Genomic DNA, 13,789 nt, shown 5'->3' on the forward strand with positions numbered 1-13,789 from the left:
GAAAACAGCATGGGTACGGCGTCGCGGGGCGACCGCGATGCCGTACCCATTGAATTCGGCCTGTCTGAATTCAGGATTATGCGCGAATGACTTTCGTCCGGCGGTCAGGTGGGCAGGGCGGCCTCGAGTGGCCGGTTGCGCAGTGTCCGCAGCACCGCGACCAGCGTGCCTCCCAGGGTCAGGACCGCCGCGGCCCCGGCGATCAGCAGGAAGATCAGCGGCGACCCGGCCGGCACGAGTTTGCCCGTCCGCCCGAGGGCGAACGTCACGAACGCGAGCGGCGCGATGAGGGCGCCGAGGCCGATGCCGATCAGTGCCGTGAGAGCGCCCTCCACCGCCGTCATCCGCAGCACCTGCCTGCGGGTGGCGCCGATGAGCCGCTGCAGGCCGAACTCGCGCCTGCGGTGGCCGGTGGCCAGGAACAGCGTGTTGATCACGGAGATCGCGATGAAGCCCATCAGCAGCGCGAGGAAGAGGTAGTTCACCAGCTCCTCCGCCCCGAGATGGTGCTCGAACGACCCGCGCAGGGTGTACCTGTCGACGATCTGCGCCCCGGGGAAGGCGGCGACGACACCGCTCAGCGCGGCGGACAGCTGCGCGACCGACGTCCCGGGCTGGGGCGCGGCGAGGATGTAGAGCGGCAGACCGGCGGTGGTGTGCTTGGACAGCAGGTCGATCGGCAGGATGATCGACTCGAAGCTCACCTTCTCCGACATCAGCCCCACGATCTTGACGTTCACCCTGGAGTTGTCGCCGAGGCGCAGCGTGATCGTGTCGCCGACGCCCCTCTTCAGCTCCTTGGAGTAGACGTCGTTGATGACGACGGTGTCGCCCTTCAGCTGCGTGAGCGAGCCCGAGGTCATCGTGGCCGCGCCCACCTTCTCGGCGGCGTCGGCGGTGAAGCCCTTGAACTGCCAGCCGCCGAGGTCCGCGCCGGCCCGCGGGTCCGGCGGGTCGTCGACGAACCCGGCGCTCGCGGTGAACTCCGACGCCGCCGCGACCCCGGCCACCTCGCGGACCTTGGACAGGGCCTCCGGGCCGAACCCGCCCGGCGGCGCCTTGATGATGACGTTGCCGGCCAGGCTCTCGGTGTAGATGTTGATCGACGCCGCCTCCGTCGTGATGACGTACGTGGTGGCGGTGGCGACCGAGGTCATGAGCATGATCGGGGTGATGACCGCGGCCAGTTGCGGCACCCGCGCCTTGGCGTTCAGCGCGGCGAGGTAGCCGGAGACCGACGACAGCCGCCGCAGCGGCGGGGTGAGCACCGCGACCAGGACCCGGGTGATGTCCCGGCCGAGGAGCATCACGCCGAGCGCGAACAGGATGGCCGCCCAGTTGGCCGGGCCCGCGATGAAGGGCCCGGTGACCAGGTTCAGCGCGACGAAGATCAGCCCGCCGCTGTAGGCGAAGAGCACCAGGCCGATGATCCGCCGGACCCAGCCCGTCCGCTTGACCGCCGCGTCGGTGCCGGCCATGGCGGCGGTGGGCCGGGCGCGCAGGGCCCGCTTCCCGGCGATCAGACCGGCGCCGAGCGAGGTCGCCACGGCCAGCACGTAGGCGATGACCGGAAGGACCCATCCGCGCTCGTAGGACAGCTCTTCGGGGGCCACGCCGATCCTGACCACCATCCGGTACAGGAACTCGCCGACGAACCATCCCGGCAGTACGGAGAGCGTGGTCGCCAGCAGCGACACCACCAGCGCCTCGGCGAGGATCATCCTGCGGGTCTGCCAGGGCGTGGCGCCGATCGCGCGCAGCACCGCGATCTCCCGCTCCCGGTTGCTGGCGACCAGCGAGAGCGTGGAGGCGACCGCGAGCAGCCCGGCGACCAGCGACAGCGCGACGAAGATGCCGGCGATCAGGATCAGGTCGTGGACTTCGAGGGAGGAGGGGAACTCGGCGTTGCCGCGGTCGTCCCCGGTGAGGACCGAGATGCCGGGGCCGCCCACGGCCGCCGTGGCCTTCGCGCTGAGCGCGGCGGCGTCGGTGCCGGGCTGGGCGACGAGGGAGATCGTGTCGACCCGCGCGGGGTCCCGCGCGAGCCGCTGGACGTCCGGGGCGGTGAAGAAGATGGAGCGCTCGGTCGTCGGGTGCGCCGGGGCGACGATGCCCGTGACGGTGAACTCGCCGACGGCGCCGTGCGCGCCGATCTTGATCGTGTCTCCGGCGGACGCCCCGATCCGGCGCGCGGTGTCGGTGTCGAGCGCGACCTCCCCCGCACGCTGCGGAGCGGCGCCCGAGCCGATCGAGTAGGGGCTGAGCACCGCCGATCCCCAGTCGCGCCCGTGGGCCTCCGTGTCGACGGGCCTGCCGTCGCGGAGCACGAAGGTGTCGAAGGCGACGTCGGGGATGGCCGCCTTGACGCCGGGAACCGCGGCGAGCTTGGTGACCAGGTCACGGTCGACCTGCACGCGTTCGTTGAGCGCGCCGACGGGGTTGTCGGCGAGTATGTAGCGCGGGTCTCCCGCGACCACCACGTCGGCCCCCGCGAGGCGCTGGGGCAGGACGGTCTGCCGCAGGCCGGTCTCCATCATCCCGCCCGCGGCGACCAGCATCATGCTGCAGAAGAACATACCGATGAAGGTCGCGACATATCCCCCCCACCGGTAGCGGAGGGTTCTCCGGGCAAGCTGGAACATCAGCGACCGCCCTCCGCGCGCGCGACCGAGCGCTGCTTCGCCCACTCGCCCAGCCGGGTGAGCTGCTCGGCGACCGACTCGGCCGTGGGGTTGGCCATCTCGGTGACCACCGACCCGTCGACGAGGAACACCACGCGGTCGGCGTAGGACGCGGCGACGGGGTCGTGGGTGACCATCACCACGGTCTGGTCGTACAGGCGCACCGACTCACGCAGCAGTTCGAGGATCTCGCGGGCGGTCTTGGAATCCAGCGAACCCGTAGGCTCGTCGGCGAAGATCACGGCGGGGCTGGCCACGAGCGCCCTGGCGATGGCAACCCGCTGCTGCTGCCCGCCGGACAGCTCGCTCGGCCGGTGGCCGGCCCGGTCGCCCAGGCCCACCTGGGTCAGGACGTCCCTCGCCTTCGCCTTGTCGATCTTGCGTCCGGCCAGCCGCAGCGGCAGGACCACGTTCTGCTCCGCGGTCAGCGCGGGCATCAGGTTGAACGCCTGGAAGATGAATCCGACCTTGTCCCGCCGCAGCAGGGTCAGCGCGGTCTCGCTGAGGCCGGTGATCTCCTGGCCGTCGAGCTTCACCGATCCCTCGGTCGGCTCGTCGAGCCCCGCCGCGCAGTGCAGCAGGGTCGTCTTGCCGGAACCCGACGGGCCCATCACCGCGGTGAGCGTGCGCCGTTCGAAGTTCACCGTGACGGATTCGAGCGCGACCACGCTGTTGTCGCCCGTGCCGTAGACCTTGCGAATTCCGGACAGCGACACCGCATGCGGCGTCGGGGATTGCCGACTGCTCATGTGAACTCCTCACATGCTCGTGTGTCGTGTGGGGATGCACTGGACGTCACCGCGGGCCGAGATGGAACGCCGGGATCGAAGACGCCGAGAGGGGAAGAGGGGTCCGGCTCTCCGGCGGTGCCGGTGAAAGCCGGACCCCTGTGCGCGGGCGGCGGCGAGGGTGGGTTCGGGTGGGGCTCGCCGGCCGCCGCGTCGTGCCGGTCAAATCGCGGTGGGGACCTCGGGAGTGACCGGCCCGGGGAGCACCTCCTCTCCTTCCTTCGTGTACGTGACGTGGCTCAGCCGGGTCACGAGCAGCACGGCCGACACGAGCGCGATCACGATGCCGAGGATCGCGGTGAGGCTGGTCGCCTTGGCGAACGCCTCACGGGCGACCGCGAGCAGCGCTCGCGCGGCGTCGGGCGCCAGCGACTGGGTCACGGCGACCGCGCCACCCATGGTCTGCCGGGCGGCGCGCACGGCCTCGGCCGGCACACCGTCGATCCGGGTGCCCAGGTAGTTCCGGTAGATCGCGGCGCCGATGGTGCCGAAGATCGCCAGGCCGAGTGCGCCGCCGAACTCCTGCAGCGTCTTGGTGAGCGCGGAGACCGCGCCGACCTGCCGCGGCGGGGAGATCGCGACCGCCATGTCGGTCAGCAGGGCGAACAGCAGCGCGGTGCCGACGCCGATGCCCACGATGCCGCTCACGACCAGGAAGATGCCGCTGTCGGCGGTCACCTGGGTCATGATGCCGAAGCCGATCGCGGCGAGCAGGAACCCGGACGCCATCAGGTAGGCGGGCTTGACCTTGTCGACCATGCCCATGGCGACCGGCACGAGGCTGCCCGAGATCACCGGGGACGCCATCGACCACAGCGCGGCCGGCAGCGGCCGCAGGCCGATGACCTCCATCAGGAACTGCGTGGTGAACACCGAGAACCCGATGACCAGGAAGAACCCGGTGGCGCTGACCGTCAGCACCGGCAGGAAGCCGCGGGTCCTGAACAGCTTCGGGTCGATCATGGGGTGGGTCAGGTGGCGCTGCCGCACCACGAAGATCACCGCGAGCACGAGGCCGCCGACGACCGCGCCGAGCGGGACCGCCTCCACGCCGTTGATCGCGAGCTCCTTGACACCCCAGATCACGCTGAGCACCGCCACCAGCGACAGCAGCGCGCTGAGCCAGTCGAACTGGCCGACCTGGTCGCGCGGCAGCCGGAAGGCGGGGACGAGGAACGGCATCGCGATCAGCAGGATCGCGATGATCGGAGCGTTGATCAGGAAGATCGAGCCCCACCAGAAGTTGTTCAGCAGCACGCCGCTCAGCACCGGGCCGAAGCCCGCGCCGGCCGAGATGGCCAGCGAGAACACCGTGATGGCTGTGCGGCGCTGCTTGTCGTCGGTGAAGATGACCGGCAGCAACGCGAGCGAGGACGGCATCAGTGCCGCTCCGCCCAGGCCCTGCACCGCGCGGCACACGATCAGCATCTCGGGGCTCGTGGCGAACGCCGAGCCGAGGGACGCGAGCCCGAAGATGGTGCAACCGATCATCAGGGTGCGCCGGCGGCCGAACAGGTCGCCGAGGTTACCCATGGTCAGGAGCATGCCGGCCAGCACGAACCCGTAGATGTCAATGATCCACAGCTGCTGCGTGCTGGTGGGCTTGAGGTCTGCCGCGATTGACGGGACGGCGAAGTAGAGCACCGTGATGTCGATGGCGACCAACAGGGGGGGCACCGCCAGTGCGACGAGCGCCAGCCATTCCTTACGTCCGGCGAGTTGATTCGTAGTCATGATTTAATCATACGTCCGTATTAGACCCTTGTATAGACCGAGTTGCCGCTGGGGATCCTGATCATGTGGTCGCTCCGTCTCGTCATTGGGGTGACATGGGAGGTGAACACGGATTCCGCACCGCAAGACAACCACGCCGTCACGACGATCTGAAGGCAGAAGGCACAGGTCAGGGGTGTAGTAGGGGTCCGGCGACCGGCGCACCCCTACCGCGGGCGGAGGCCTCGCGACGATGACAGGGGTGCTTGCGGGAGGCGACGGAGATACCCGGCAGGACATCCTGTTCGGGAGATTCCTTGACGCACATACCACAGGAGGGCCGTATGGGCCGCGTGGAAGGCAAGGTCGTTCTGATCACCGGTGCGGCGCGTGGGCAGGGACGCAGCCACGCCGTCCGGCTGGCGGAGGAAGGCGCCGACATCATCGCGCTGGACGCCTGCACGGACATCGAGGTCGCCCAGTATCCGATGGCCACCGTCGAAGACCTGAAGGAGACCGTCCGCCTGGTCGAGCAGACCGGCCGCCGGATCTTCAGCCGGCAGGTGGATGTCCGCGACCGCGCCGAACTGCAGAACGCGATCGACGACGGTGTGGCGGAGCTGGGCAGGCTGGACGTGGTGATCCCCAACGCCGGGATCAGCGTGCTCGGGCCGGACCGGCCGATCACCGCTTTCACCGACACCGTCGACATCAACCTGGTCGGCGTGATCAACACGATTCACGCCACGTTGCCGCACCTGAGCGAGACCGCCTCGGTCATCGTGGTCGGCTCGATGGTCGGCCTGATCCCCGACCGCGGGGACCCGGGCCCGATGGGCCCCGGCGGCCTCGGATACAGCCTGGCCAAGTCCACGCTGATCCAGTACGTGAACACGCTGGCGCTCCAGCTCGCGCCCTCGGGCCGGCGGGTCAACGCCATCCACCCGACCAACGTCGACACCGACATGATCCAGAACGAGTCCGTGTGGCGGCTCTTCCGGCCGGACCTGGAGCACCCGACCCGGGAGGAGGGCAACGCCTCCTTCGCCATGATCCACGGCATGCCCATCCCGTGCCTGGACCCGTCCGACGTCTCGCACGCGGTCGTCTACCTGGCCTCGGACGAGTCCCGCTACGTCACCGGCAACCAGTTCAAGATCGACGCCGGTGCCCTGCTCAAGAGGGGCGTGTGGTAAGTCATGCGCTTTGGGTTGTTCTACCACCACCAGGTGCCGAAGCCGTGGACCGAGGACAGCGAGGAGCGGGTGCTCAAGGAGTCCCTTGAGCAGATCGAGCTCGCGGACCGCCTCGGCTACGACTACGTGTGGGAGACCGAGCACCACTTCATGGAGGAGTACTCCCACTCGGCCGCCCCCGAGGTCTTCCTGGCCGCCGCCGCGGCCCGGACGAAGAACATCCGGCTCGCGCACGGGATCGTCTCGATCCCGCCGAACGTGAACCACCCCGTACGCGTGGCCGAGCGCCTGGCCACCCTCGACCTCATCTCCGGCGGCCGGGTCGACTTCGGCAGCGGCCAGGGCAGCACCCAGCTGGAGGTCGGCGCCTTCGACGTCGAGCGGGACAAGAAGCGCGAGCAGTGGCGCGAGGCGATCGACGTCATCACCCGCATGCTCACCGAGGTGCCCTTCACCGGCCACAAGGGCCAGTGGATCAACGTCCCGCCGCGCAACGTGGTGCCCAAGCCCAAGCAGAAGCCCCACCCGCCGCTGTGGGTCGCGTGCAGCTCGCCCGAGACGGTGGAGTACGCCGCGCGCAACGGCATGGGCGCGCTGTCGTTCGCGTTCGTCTCCCCCGAGGAGGCCAAGGAGCGCGTCGAGACCTACTACGACCTGATCGCCTCCGAGGAGTGCGTGCCGGCCGGCTACGCGGTCAACCCCAACTTCGCGCTGGTCATGCCGTTCATGTGCCACGAGGACGAGGAGACGGCGCTGGACCGCGGCGTGCACGGCGCCCACTTCTTCGCCTACTCGTTCCTGCACTACTGGATGCACGGCGCGCACCGCCCGGGCGCCACCGACATCGCCAAGGACTTCGCGGAGAACCGCGACGCCTTCGGCTTCAGCCGGCACCTGCCCCCGGAGACCCGGGCCGACATGGACCCTGACCTGCTCGCCCGGATCGACAACCTCCGCAAGGCCATCGGCACGCCCGACCAGCTGCGCGAGCTGGTCCGGTCGTACGAGGAGGTCGGCGTCGACCAGATCATCTTCCAGGTGCAGATCGGCGCCAACAAGCACGAGCACATCTGCGAGTCGCTCGAGCTGTTCGCCCGGGAGGTCATGCCGGAGTTCGCCGAGCGCCGCGAGGAGCTCGACGCGGCCAAGGCCGCCCGGCTCGAGGTGCCGATCAAGGACGCGCTCTCGCGCCACCAGCCGGCCACCGTCGACGTCTCCCACGTGGTGATCAGCGCGGAGCAGGCGGAGATGCTGGAGAACACCGACGACGAGGACGACTGACCACGTCGCGCCATGTCGTACGGCGGAAGGCCCGGAAGGCGATGCCTTCCGGGCCTTCATCGTGCCGGCCGTCGAAAGCGCCGGCCCTCGAATCGCTCGCTCGGGCGGGCGGGCCCGGGCGCTCAGACGTGCTCGGGCTCGGGCTCCCGGGCGCCGCCGTTCCACATCAGGCCGGCGGCGATCTGGCGCAGCGCCATGGTGAGGTCGTGACCCGACGGCGCGTGGGCGGGGTCGATCAGCCACTGGACCATGACCCCGGTGACCAGGGCCTGGTAGAACGACCCGACGGCGCGGGCGGTCTCCTGGTCGGTGTCCTCGCTCACCGTGCCGAACAGCCGGCCGAGGCCCTCCCTGCCCTGCTCCAGCCCGTCGGCGAGCACCTGGCGCACGGTCGGGACGTGCTCGATCTGCGCGAACACCTCGATGTTCGCGGCGCACAGGGCCCGGTCGTTGGCGAACAACTCGACGAGGCGGCTCCAGATCGACTCGAACCGCTCCAGCGCGCCGCCGTCCTGGCCCATGGCCGCGGCGAGCGCGCCCTCCAGTTCCTTGCCCCACTCCCCGAGAGCGTCGATCAGCGCCTCGTTGAGCAGGTTCTCCTTCGACCCGAAGTGGTACCCGATCGAGGCGAGGTTCGTATTGGAGACCGCCACGATGTCACGGGTCGTGGTACGGGCGTACCCCTTCTCGCGCAGGCAGCGCTTGGCGCCCTCCAGCAGGTCCTCGCGGTGTCCCATAATCGAAATCCTTACGCCGTCTAATACAGTTGTCTTAATCATACGTAAAAACTCGCGGCCGCCAAAGGGCGCCCGCTCGGCGAGCGGGCGCCCATCATGGCCATGACCATGGGTTACAGCGTCTCAAGCTCGTTGTCGAGGATCGCGAACAGCTCGTCGGCGGTGGCCGAGCCGAGATCGACCTCCGGCGCCGGGAGCGTGGCGGTGAAGAGCTCCACCAGGTGGCGGGCCACCGCCGCGGCGGTCGGGTAGTCGAAGATCAGCGTGGGGGGCAGCCGGTGCCCGGTCGCCGTGGTGAGCCGGTTGCGCAGCTCCAGCGCGCTCAGCGAGTCGAAGCCGAGGTCGAGGAAGCCGCGGTCCGGTCCGATCGCCGTGTTCCGGTCATGCCCGAGCACGGCCGCGGCGTGGGTGCGCACCAGGTCGAGCACCACCCGCTCGCGGTCGGCCGGGGCCAGTTCGGCCAGGCTCGCGGCGAGGTCGGAGGCGGCCGGACGGCCGTCCGCCTCGGCGGCCACCCGCCGGACCCGCCGGCTGCGCAGGCCGCGCAGCAGCGCGGGCACCTCGTCGGTGCGGGCGTCCAGCGCGGTCTGGTCCACCCGCAACGGCACCAGGGCCGGGGCGCCGGCGCCCAGCGCCGCGTCGAACAGCGCGAGGCCGTCCGACGGGGACAGCGGCGGCAGGCCCTGCCGCCGCATCCGCTGCCGGTCGGCCTCGCCGAGCCCCGTGCTCAGGCCGGTGTCGACGTCCCACAGCCCGAACGCCATCGACGTCGCGGGCAGGCCCGCCGCCGTACGGTGGACGGCCAGCGCGTCGAGGAAGACGTTCGCGGCGGCGTAGCCGGCCTGGCCCGCGGCGAGCACCTGGCCGCCGGCCGAGGAGACGAGGACGAACGCCGACAGCTCCAGCCCGGCGGTCAGCTCGTGCAGGTGCCACGCCCCGTCGGCCTTGGCCCGCAGCGACAGGTCGACGTCGGCCGGGGTGATCGTGTTGATCAGGGCGTTCTCCGCGACGCCCGCCGCGTGCACGACGCCGGTCAGCGGGCGCTCGCGCGGGACCTCGGCGAGCAGCGCCGCGACGGCGGCCCGGTCCGACACGTCGCAGGCGGCCACGGACACCTCCGCGCCGAGCGCGCGCAGCTCCTCGGCCAGTTCCGCCGCGCCGGGCGCGGCGGGGCCGCGCCTGCCGGCGAGCAGCAGGCTCCGCACCCCGTGCTCGGTGACCAGGTGCCGGGCGATCACGGCGCCGAGCCCGCCGGTGCCGCCGGTGATCAGCACCGTCCCGGTGGCCGGCCACGGCGCGCTGTCCCCGGCCGCGTCGGCAGGGATGGCGGCAAGCACGCGAGCGAGCCTGGGCACCAGGATCTCGCCGCCCCGCACCGCGACCTCGGGCTCACCGGACGCCACGGCGGCGGCGATCACCCCCTCGCCGGCCTCCGCGTCGACGTCGACCACGGCGAACCGGCCGTGGTTCTCCGCCGCCGCGGCCCGCGCGAGGCCCCACACGGGCGCCTGGCCGACGTCGATCGCCTCGTCGTGGACGCGGACGCCGTTCCGGGTGAGCAGGACCAGCCGGGAGTCGGCGTACCGCCGGTCGGCCAGCCACGCCTGGACGGCGCCGAGCGCGCGCCCGCAGGCCGCCCGTACGGCGGCGGGCACGTCCGCGGCGGCCTCGTCGGCGCCGAAGCAGCGGTAGGCCACCACGTCGGGCACGCTCTCGCCGAGCTGGGACAGGTCGTCCACGACGGTGACCGCGCCCGTGCCCGGCGGCGGGGCGTCCGGCCTGGTCCACTCCACCCGCAGCAGCTCCGAGCCGGTCGGCGTGCGCAGCGCGCCGGTGTCCACGGCGCGGGAGACCAGCGCGTCCACCGACAGCACCGGCCGCCCGGACCAGTCGGCCACCAGGACCCCGGTGACCTCCTCGCGGCCCTGGCGGCGGATCCGCACCCGCAGCGCGGACGCGCCCGTCGCGTGCAGCGACACCCCGGTCCACGCGTACGGCAGGAGGGTCTGCCCCGCGCTGTCCTCGTCCAGCAGGTCGGCGTGCATCGCGGCGTCGAGCAGCGCCGGGTGGATGCCGAACCGGCCCGGTTCCACGTGCTCGGGCAGCACCACCTCGGCGTACCAGTCGTCGCCGTCCCGCCAGGCGGCCCGCAGGCCCTGGAACGCCGGTCCGTAGTCGTACCCGCGGTCGGCGAGGCGCTCGTACGCGCGGTCCAGATCCACCGGGGCCGCGCCGGGCGGCGGCCACTCGGTGAGCTCGGGCGCGGGCGGCGGCGCGACCTCCGCCGAGAGCGCGCCCTGCGCGTGCCGGGTCCAGGGGGCGTCGAGCGGCCCGCCCGCGGTCCTGGAGTAGACGGTCACCGCCCGGCGGCCGGTGCCGTCGGCCGCGCCGAGGCTGACCTGCACCTCGACCGGCGCGTCGCCGAGCACCAGCGGCGCGTGCAGGGTGAACTCCTCCAGTGTGGGGCAGCCGACGTGGTCGCCCGCAGCGATGGCGAGCTCGACCAGGCCGGTCCCAGGGAACAGCACGGTGCCGGAGATGGCGTGGTCGGGCACCCAGGGCTGCGCCTGCGCGGAGAGCCGCCCGGTCAGCAGCAGCCCGCCGGTGTCCGGCACGGCGACCACCGCGGTGAGCATCGGGTGGTCGACGGCCCGCTGCCCGAGGCCCGTCGCGTTCGCGGTCACGCCGCACTCGTCGTCGGACCAGTACCGGCGGCGGGCGAAGGCGGTGGTCGGCAGGTCCGCCACGCGCGCGCCGCGGCCCTCGAACAGCGCCGGCCAGGAGACGGGCACGCCGCCGGCGTGCAGGCGGCCGAGCCCGGTGAGCAGTGCCCGGGTCTCGGGCACGGTGCGGGCGAGCAGGGCGACCGTCTCGGCCCGGCCGGGTTCGAGCATCTCCCCCGCCAGACCGGCGAGCGCGCCGTCCGGGCCGATCTCGACGAACCGGTCGGCTCCGGCACCGGCCAGGAAGCGGACGGCGTCGGCGAAGCGCACCGCGTCACGCGCGTGGCGCACCCAGTAGTCCGCCGACCAGGTGCCGGCGGGCGCCGGTTCGCCGGTCACCGTGGACACGATCGGGACGCGCGGCTCGCCGTACGCGATCTCGGCCGCGACCGCCGCGTACTCGTCGAGCATCGGCTCCATCAGCGGCGAGTGGAACGCGTGCGACACACGGAGCCTGCTGGTCTTGCGGCCGAGGGCGGCGAAGTGGGCGGCGATCGCCTCCGCCTCCTCCGCGTCGCCGGAGACGACGACGGAGCGCGGGCCGTTGACCGCGGCGACGCCGACCCGGCCGGTGAGCAGGGGCAGCACCTCCTCCTCGGCCGCCGCGACCGCGATCATCGCGCCGCCGGGAGGCAGGGCCTGCATGAGCGTTCCGCGCGCCGCCACGAGCCGCGCCGCGTCGGACAGGGACAGCACACCGGCGACGTGGGCCGCGGCCAGTTCGCCGATGGAGTGGCCGGCGAGGTAGCCGGGCGTGACGCCGAACGACTCCAGCAGCCGGTGGAGCGCGACCTCCAGCGCGAACAGCGCCGGCTGGGCGGACCCGGTCCGGGCCAGCGCGTCCGCGTCGCCGCCCCAGACGACCTCCCGCAGCGGGCGGGCCAGCCAGCCCTCCAGCGCGGCCACCGCCTCGTCGAACGCCGAGGCGAAGACCCCGAACGTGCCGTGCAGCTCCCGGCCCATGCCGAGCCTCTGCGTCCCCTGCCCCGCGAACAGGAAGGCGGTGCGGTGCGCGGCGGCCTCGCCGCGCCACAGGTTCGGCCGGGTGCCGCCGTCGGCGAGCGCGGACAGCCCCGCCACCGCCTCGTCCCGGTCCGCGGCGATCACAACGGCGCGGTGTTCGTGGACGGCCCGGCCGGTGGCCAGGGTGGCGGCGATGTCGAGCAGGTCCGGCGCCGACACGGCGGCGGACTCGCCGACCAGGCGCGTCCGCAGCGCACCGGCCTGCGCGCGCAGGCTCTCCTCCGTACGGGCGGACACGAGCAGGGGGACGGCCGGCAGGGGCAGGCGGTCGGACGCGGGCGGCTCCTCCGGGGCCTCGCCGATGATGACGTGCGCGTTGGTGCCGCTCATCCCGAACGACGACACCCCCGCGTAGCGCGGCCGCGCGCCGGCCGGCCACTGCCGCACCTCGCGCAGCGGCTCCGCCCGGCCGGCCGACCAGTCCACGTGCGGGGTCGGCTCGTCGAGGTGGAGGATCTTCGGGAGCACCCCGTTGCGCAGCGCCTGCACCATCTTGATGACCCCGGCGACGCCCGCCGCGGCCTGGGTGTGGCCGAGGTTCGACTTGATCGAGCCGATGAGCAGGGGCGAGCCGTCCTCGGGCCGCTGCCTGCCGTAGGTGGCGAGCAGGGCCTGCGCCTCGATCGGGTCGCCGAGGGTGGTGCCGGTGCCGTGGGCCTCGACCACGTCCACGTCGGCCGGGGAGAGCCCGGCGTTGCTCAGCGCCTGGCGGATCACCCGCTGCTGGGACGGCCCGTTCGGGGTGGTCATCCCGCTGGACGCGCCGTCGGAGTTGATCGCCGACCCGCGCAGCACGGCGAGCACCGGATGCCCGTTGCGGCGGGCGTTCGACAGGGTCTCCAGCAGCACCACGCCGGCGCCCTCGGAGCAGCCCGTGCCGTCCGCGTCGGCGGAGAACGACTTGCAGCGGCCGTCCCTGGCCAGGCCGCGCTGGGTGTTGAAGAAGACGAACATGTCCGGGTTGGCCATCACGGTCACGCCGCCGGCCAGCGCGAGCGAGCACTCCCCCGTACGCAGTGCCTGCGCGGCCAGGTGGATGGCGACCAGCGACGAGGAGCAGGCGGTGTCGATGGTGACCGCCGGGCCCTGCAGGCCGAGGGTGAAGGCCACCCGGCCGGTGACGTCGCTGCCACCGCTCGTGCCGAACCCGTAGTCGTGGTACATCACGCCGCCGAACACGCCGGTCGTGCTGCCGTTCAGCGACGCCGGGTCGATGCCGGCGCGTTCGAAGGCCTCCCAGCTCACCTCCAGCAGGAGCCGCTGCTGCGGGTCCAGCGTCAGCGCCTCGCGCGGCGAGATGCCGAAGAAATCGGCGTCGAAGTCGGCCGCGTCGTAGAGGAACCCGCCCTCCCGGGCGATGCTGTGGCCGGGTTTGCCGGGCTCGGGGTCGTACAGGCCCTCCAGGTCCCAGCCGCGGTCGGCCGGGAAGGCGGACACCCCGTCCCTGCCGTCCACGGCGAGCTGGAACAGCTCCTCGGGTGTGGTGACCCCGCCGGGATACCGGCAGGCCATACCGATGATCGCGATCGGCTCGGTCGCCGCCGCCGCGAGTTCCGCGTTGCGCTGCCGCAACGCCTCGTTGTCGAGCAGAGATTTCCGCAGCGCCGCGACAATCTCCTCAACCGGGACGTCCATGTACCCCTCCTG

7 protein-coding genes are annotated in these 13,789 nt (G+C 72.2%); 2 read left to right on the forward strand and 5 right to left on the reverse strand.

Annotated features, from left to right (window positions below; all coding sequences use genetic code 11):
• Positions 1-104: 104 nt before the first annotated feature.
• From F5972_RS34120 to F5972_RS34130, 3 genes are all read right to left on the reverse strand, one after another.
• Positions 105-2,576 carry an FtsX-like permease family protein gene (locus F5972_RS34120; RefSeq protein WP_150939816.1) on the reverse strand — a complete coding sequence of 824 codons (2,472 nt, stop codon included), beginning with the start codon at positions 2,574-2,576 and terminating at the stop codon, positions 105-107.
• Between the two features lie 65 nt (positions 2,577-2,641).
• Positions 2,642-3,430 carry an ABC transporter ATP-binding protein gene (locus tag F5972_RS34125; RefSeq protein WP_138462961.1) on the reverse strand — a complete coding sequence of 263 codons (789 nt, stop codon included), beginning with the start codon at positions 3,428-3,430 and terminating at the stop codon, positions 2,642-2,644.
• A 201-nt stretch (positions 3,431-3,631) separates the two neighbouring features.
• Positions 3,632-5,203 carry an MFS transporter gene (locus F5972_RS34130; protein WP_150939818.1) on the reverse strand — a complete coding sequence of 524 codons (1,572 nt, stop codon included), beginning with the start codon at positions 5,201-5,203 and terminating at the stop codon, positions 3,632-3,634.
• A 323-nt stretch (positions 5,204-5,526) separates the two neighbouring features.
• Here F5972_RS34130 and F5972_RS34135 point away from each other — a divergent pair, with 323 nt between their 5' ends.
• Positions 5,527-6,378 (forward strand): mycofactocin-coupled SDR family oxidoreductase, encoded by an 852-nt coding sequence (locus F5972_RS34135; protein ID WP_150939821.1) that lies wholly within the window; start codon positions 5,527-5,529, stop codon positions 6,376-6,378.
• A 3-nt stretch (positions 6,379-6,381) separates the two neighbouring features.
• Positions 6,382-7,659: an LLM class flavin-dependent oxidoreductase gene (locus tag F5972_RS34140; protein ID WP_150939823.1), complete on the forward strand. Its 1,278-nt coding sequence runs from the start codon at positions 6,382-6,384 to the stop codon at positions 7,657-7,659.
• A gap of 122 nt (positions 7,660-7,781) precedes the next feature.
• Here F5972_RS34140 and F5972_RS34145 read toward each other — a convergent pair whose 3' ends face one another.
• Complete coding sequence (locus tag F5972_RS34145) at positions 7,782-8,396, reverse strand: TetR/AcrR family transcriptional regulator (protein WP_150939825.1); 615 nt, start codon at positions 8,394-8,396, stop codon at positions 7,782-7,784.
• Positions 8,397-8,509: 113 nt separating this feature from the next.
• Entirely contained in the window at positions 8,510-13,777 is a 5,268-nt protein-coding gene (locus F5972_RS34150; protein WP_150939827.1) for a type I polyketide synthase, read from the reverse strand.
• Positions 13,778-13,789: the final 12 nt, after the last annotated feature.

Origin of the sequence: Microbispora cellulosiformans (assembly GCF_008728085.1) — a bacterium.
GTDB classification, from domain to species: Bacteria; Actinomycetota; Actinomycetes; order Streptosporangiales; family Streptosporangiaceae; genus Microbispora; species Microbispora amethystogenes.

Bases quoted from the DNA above. Each gene is read 5' to 3' on its own strand.
- F5972_RS34120 (WP_150939816.1), bottom strand. From the start codon at position 2,576: ATGTTCTTCTGCAGCATGATGCTGGTCGCCGCGGGCGGGATGATGGAG.
- F5972_RS34125 (WP_138462961.1), bottom strand. From the start codon at position 3,430: ATGAGCAGTCGGCAATCCCCGACGCCGCATGCGGTGTCGCTGTCCGGA.
- F5972_RS34130 (WP_150939818.1), bottom strand. From the start codon at position 5,203: ATGACTACGAATCAACTCGCCGGACGTAAGGAATGGCTGGCGCTCGTC.
- F5972_RS34135 (WP_150939821.1), top strand. From the start codon at position 5,527: ATGGGCCGCGTGGAAGGCAAGGTCGTTCTGATCACCGGTGCGGCGCGT.
- F5972_RS34140 (WP_150939823.1), top strand. From the start codon at position 6,382: ATGCGCTTTGGGTTGTTCTACCACCACCAGGTGCCGAAGCCGTGGACC.
- F5972_RS34145 (WP_150939825.1), bottom strand. From the start codon at position 8,396: ATGGGACACCGCGAGGACCTGCTGGAGGGCGCCAAGCGCTGCCTGCGC.
- F5972_RS34150 (WP_150939827.1), bottom strand. From the start codon at position 13,777: ATGGACGTCCCGGTTGAGGAGATTGTCGCGGCGCTGCGGAAATCTCTG.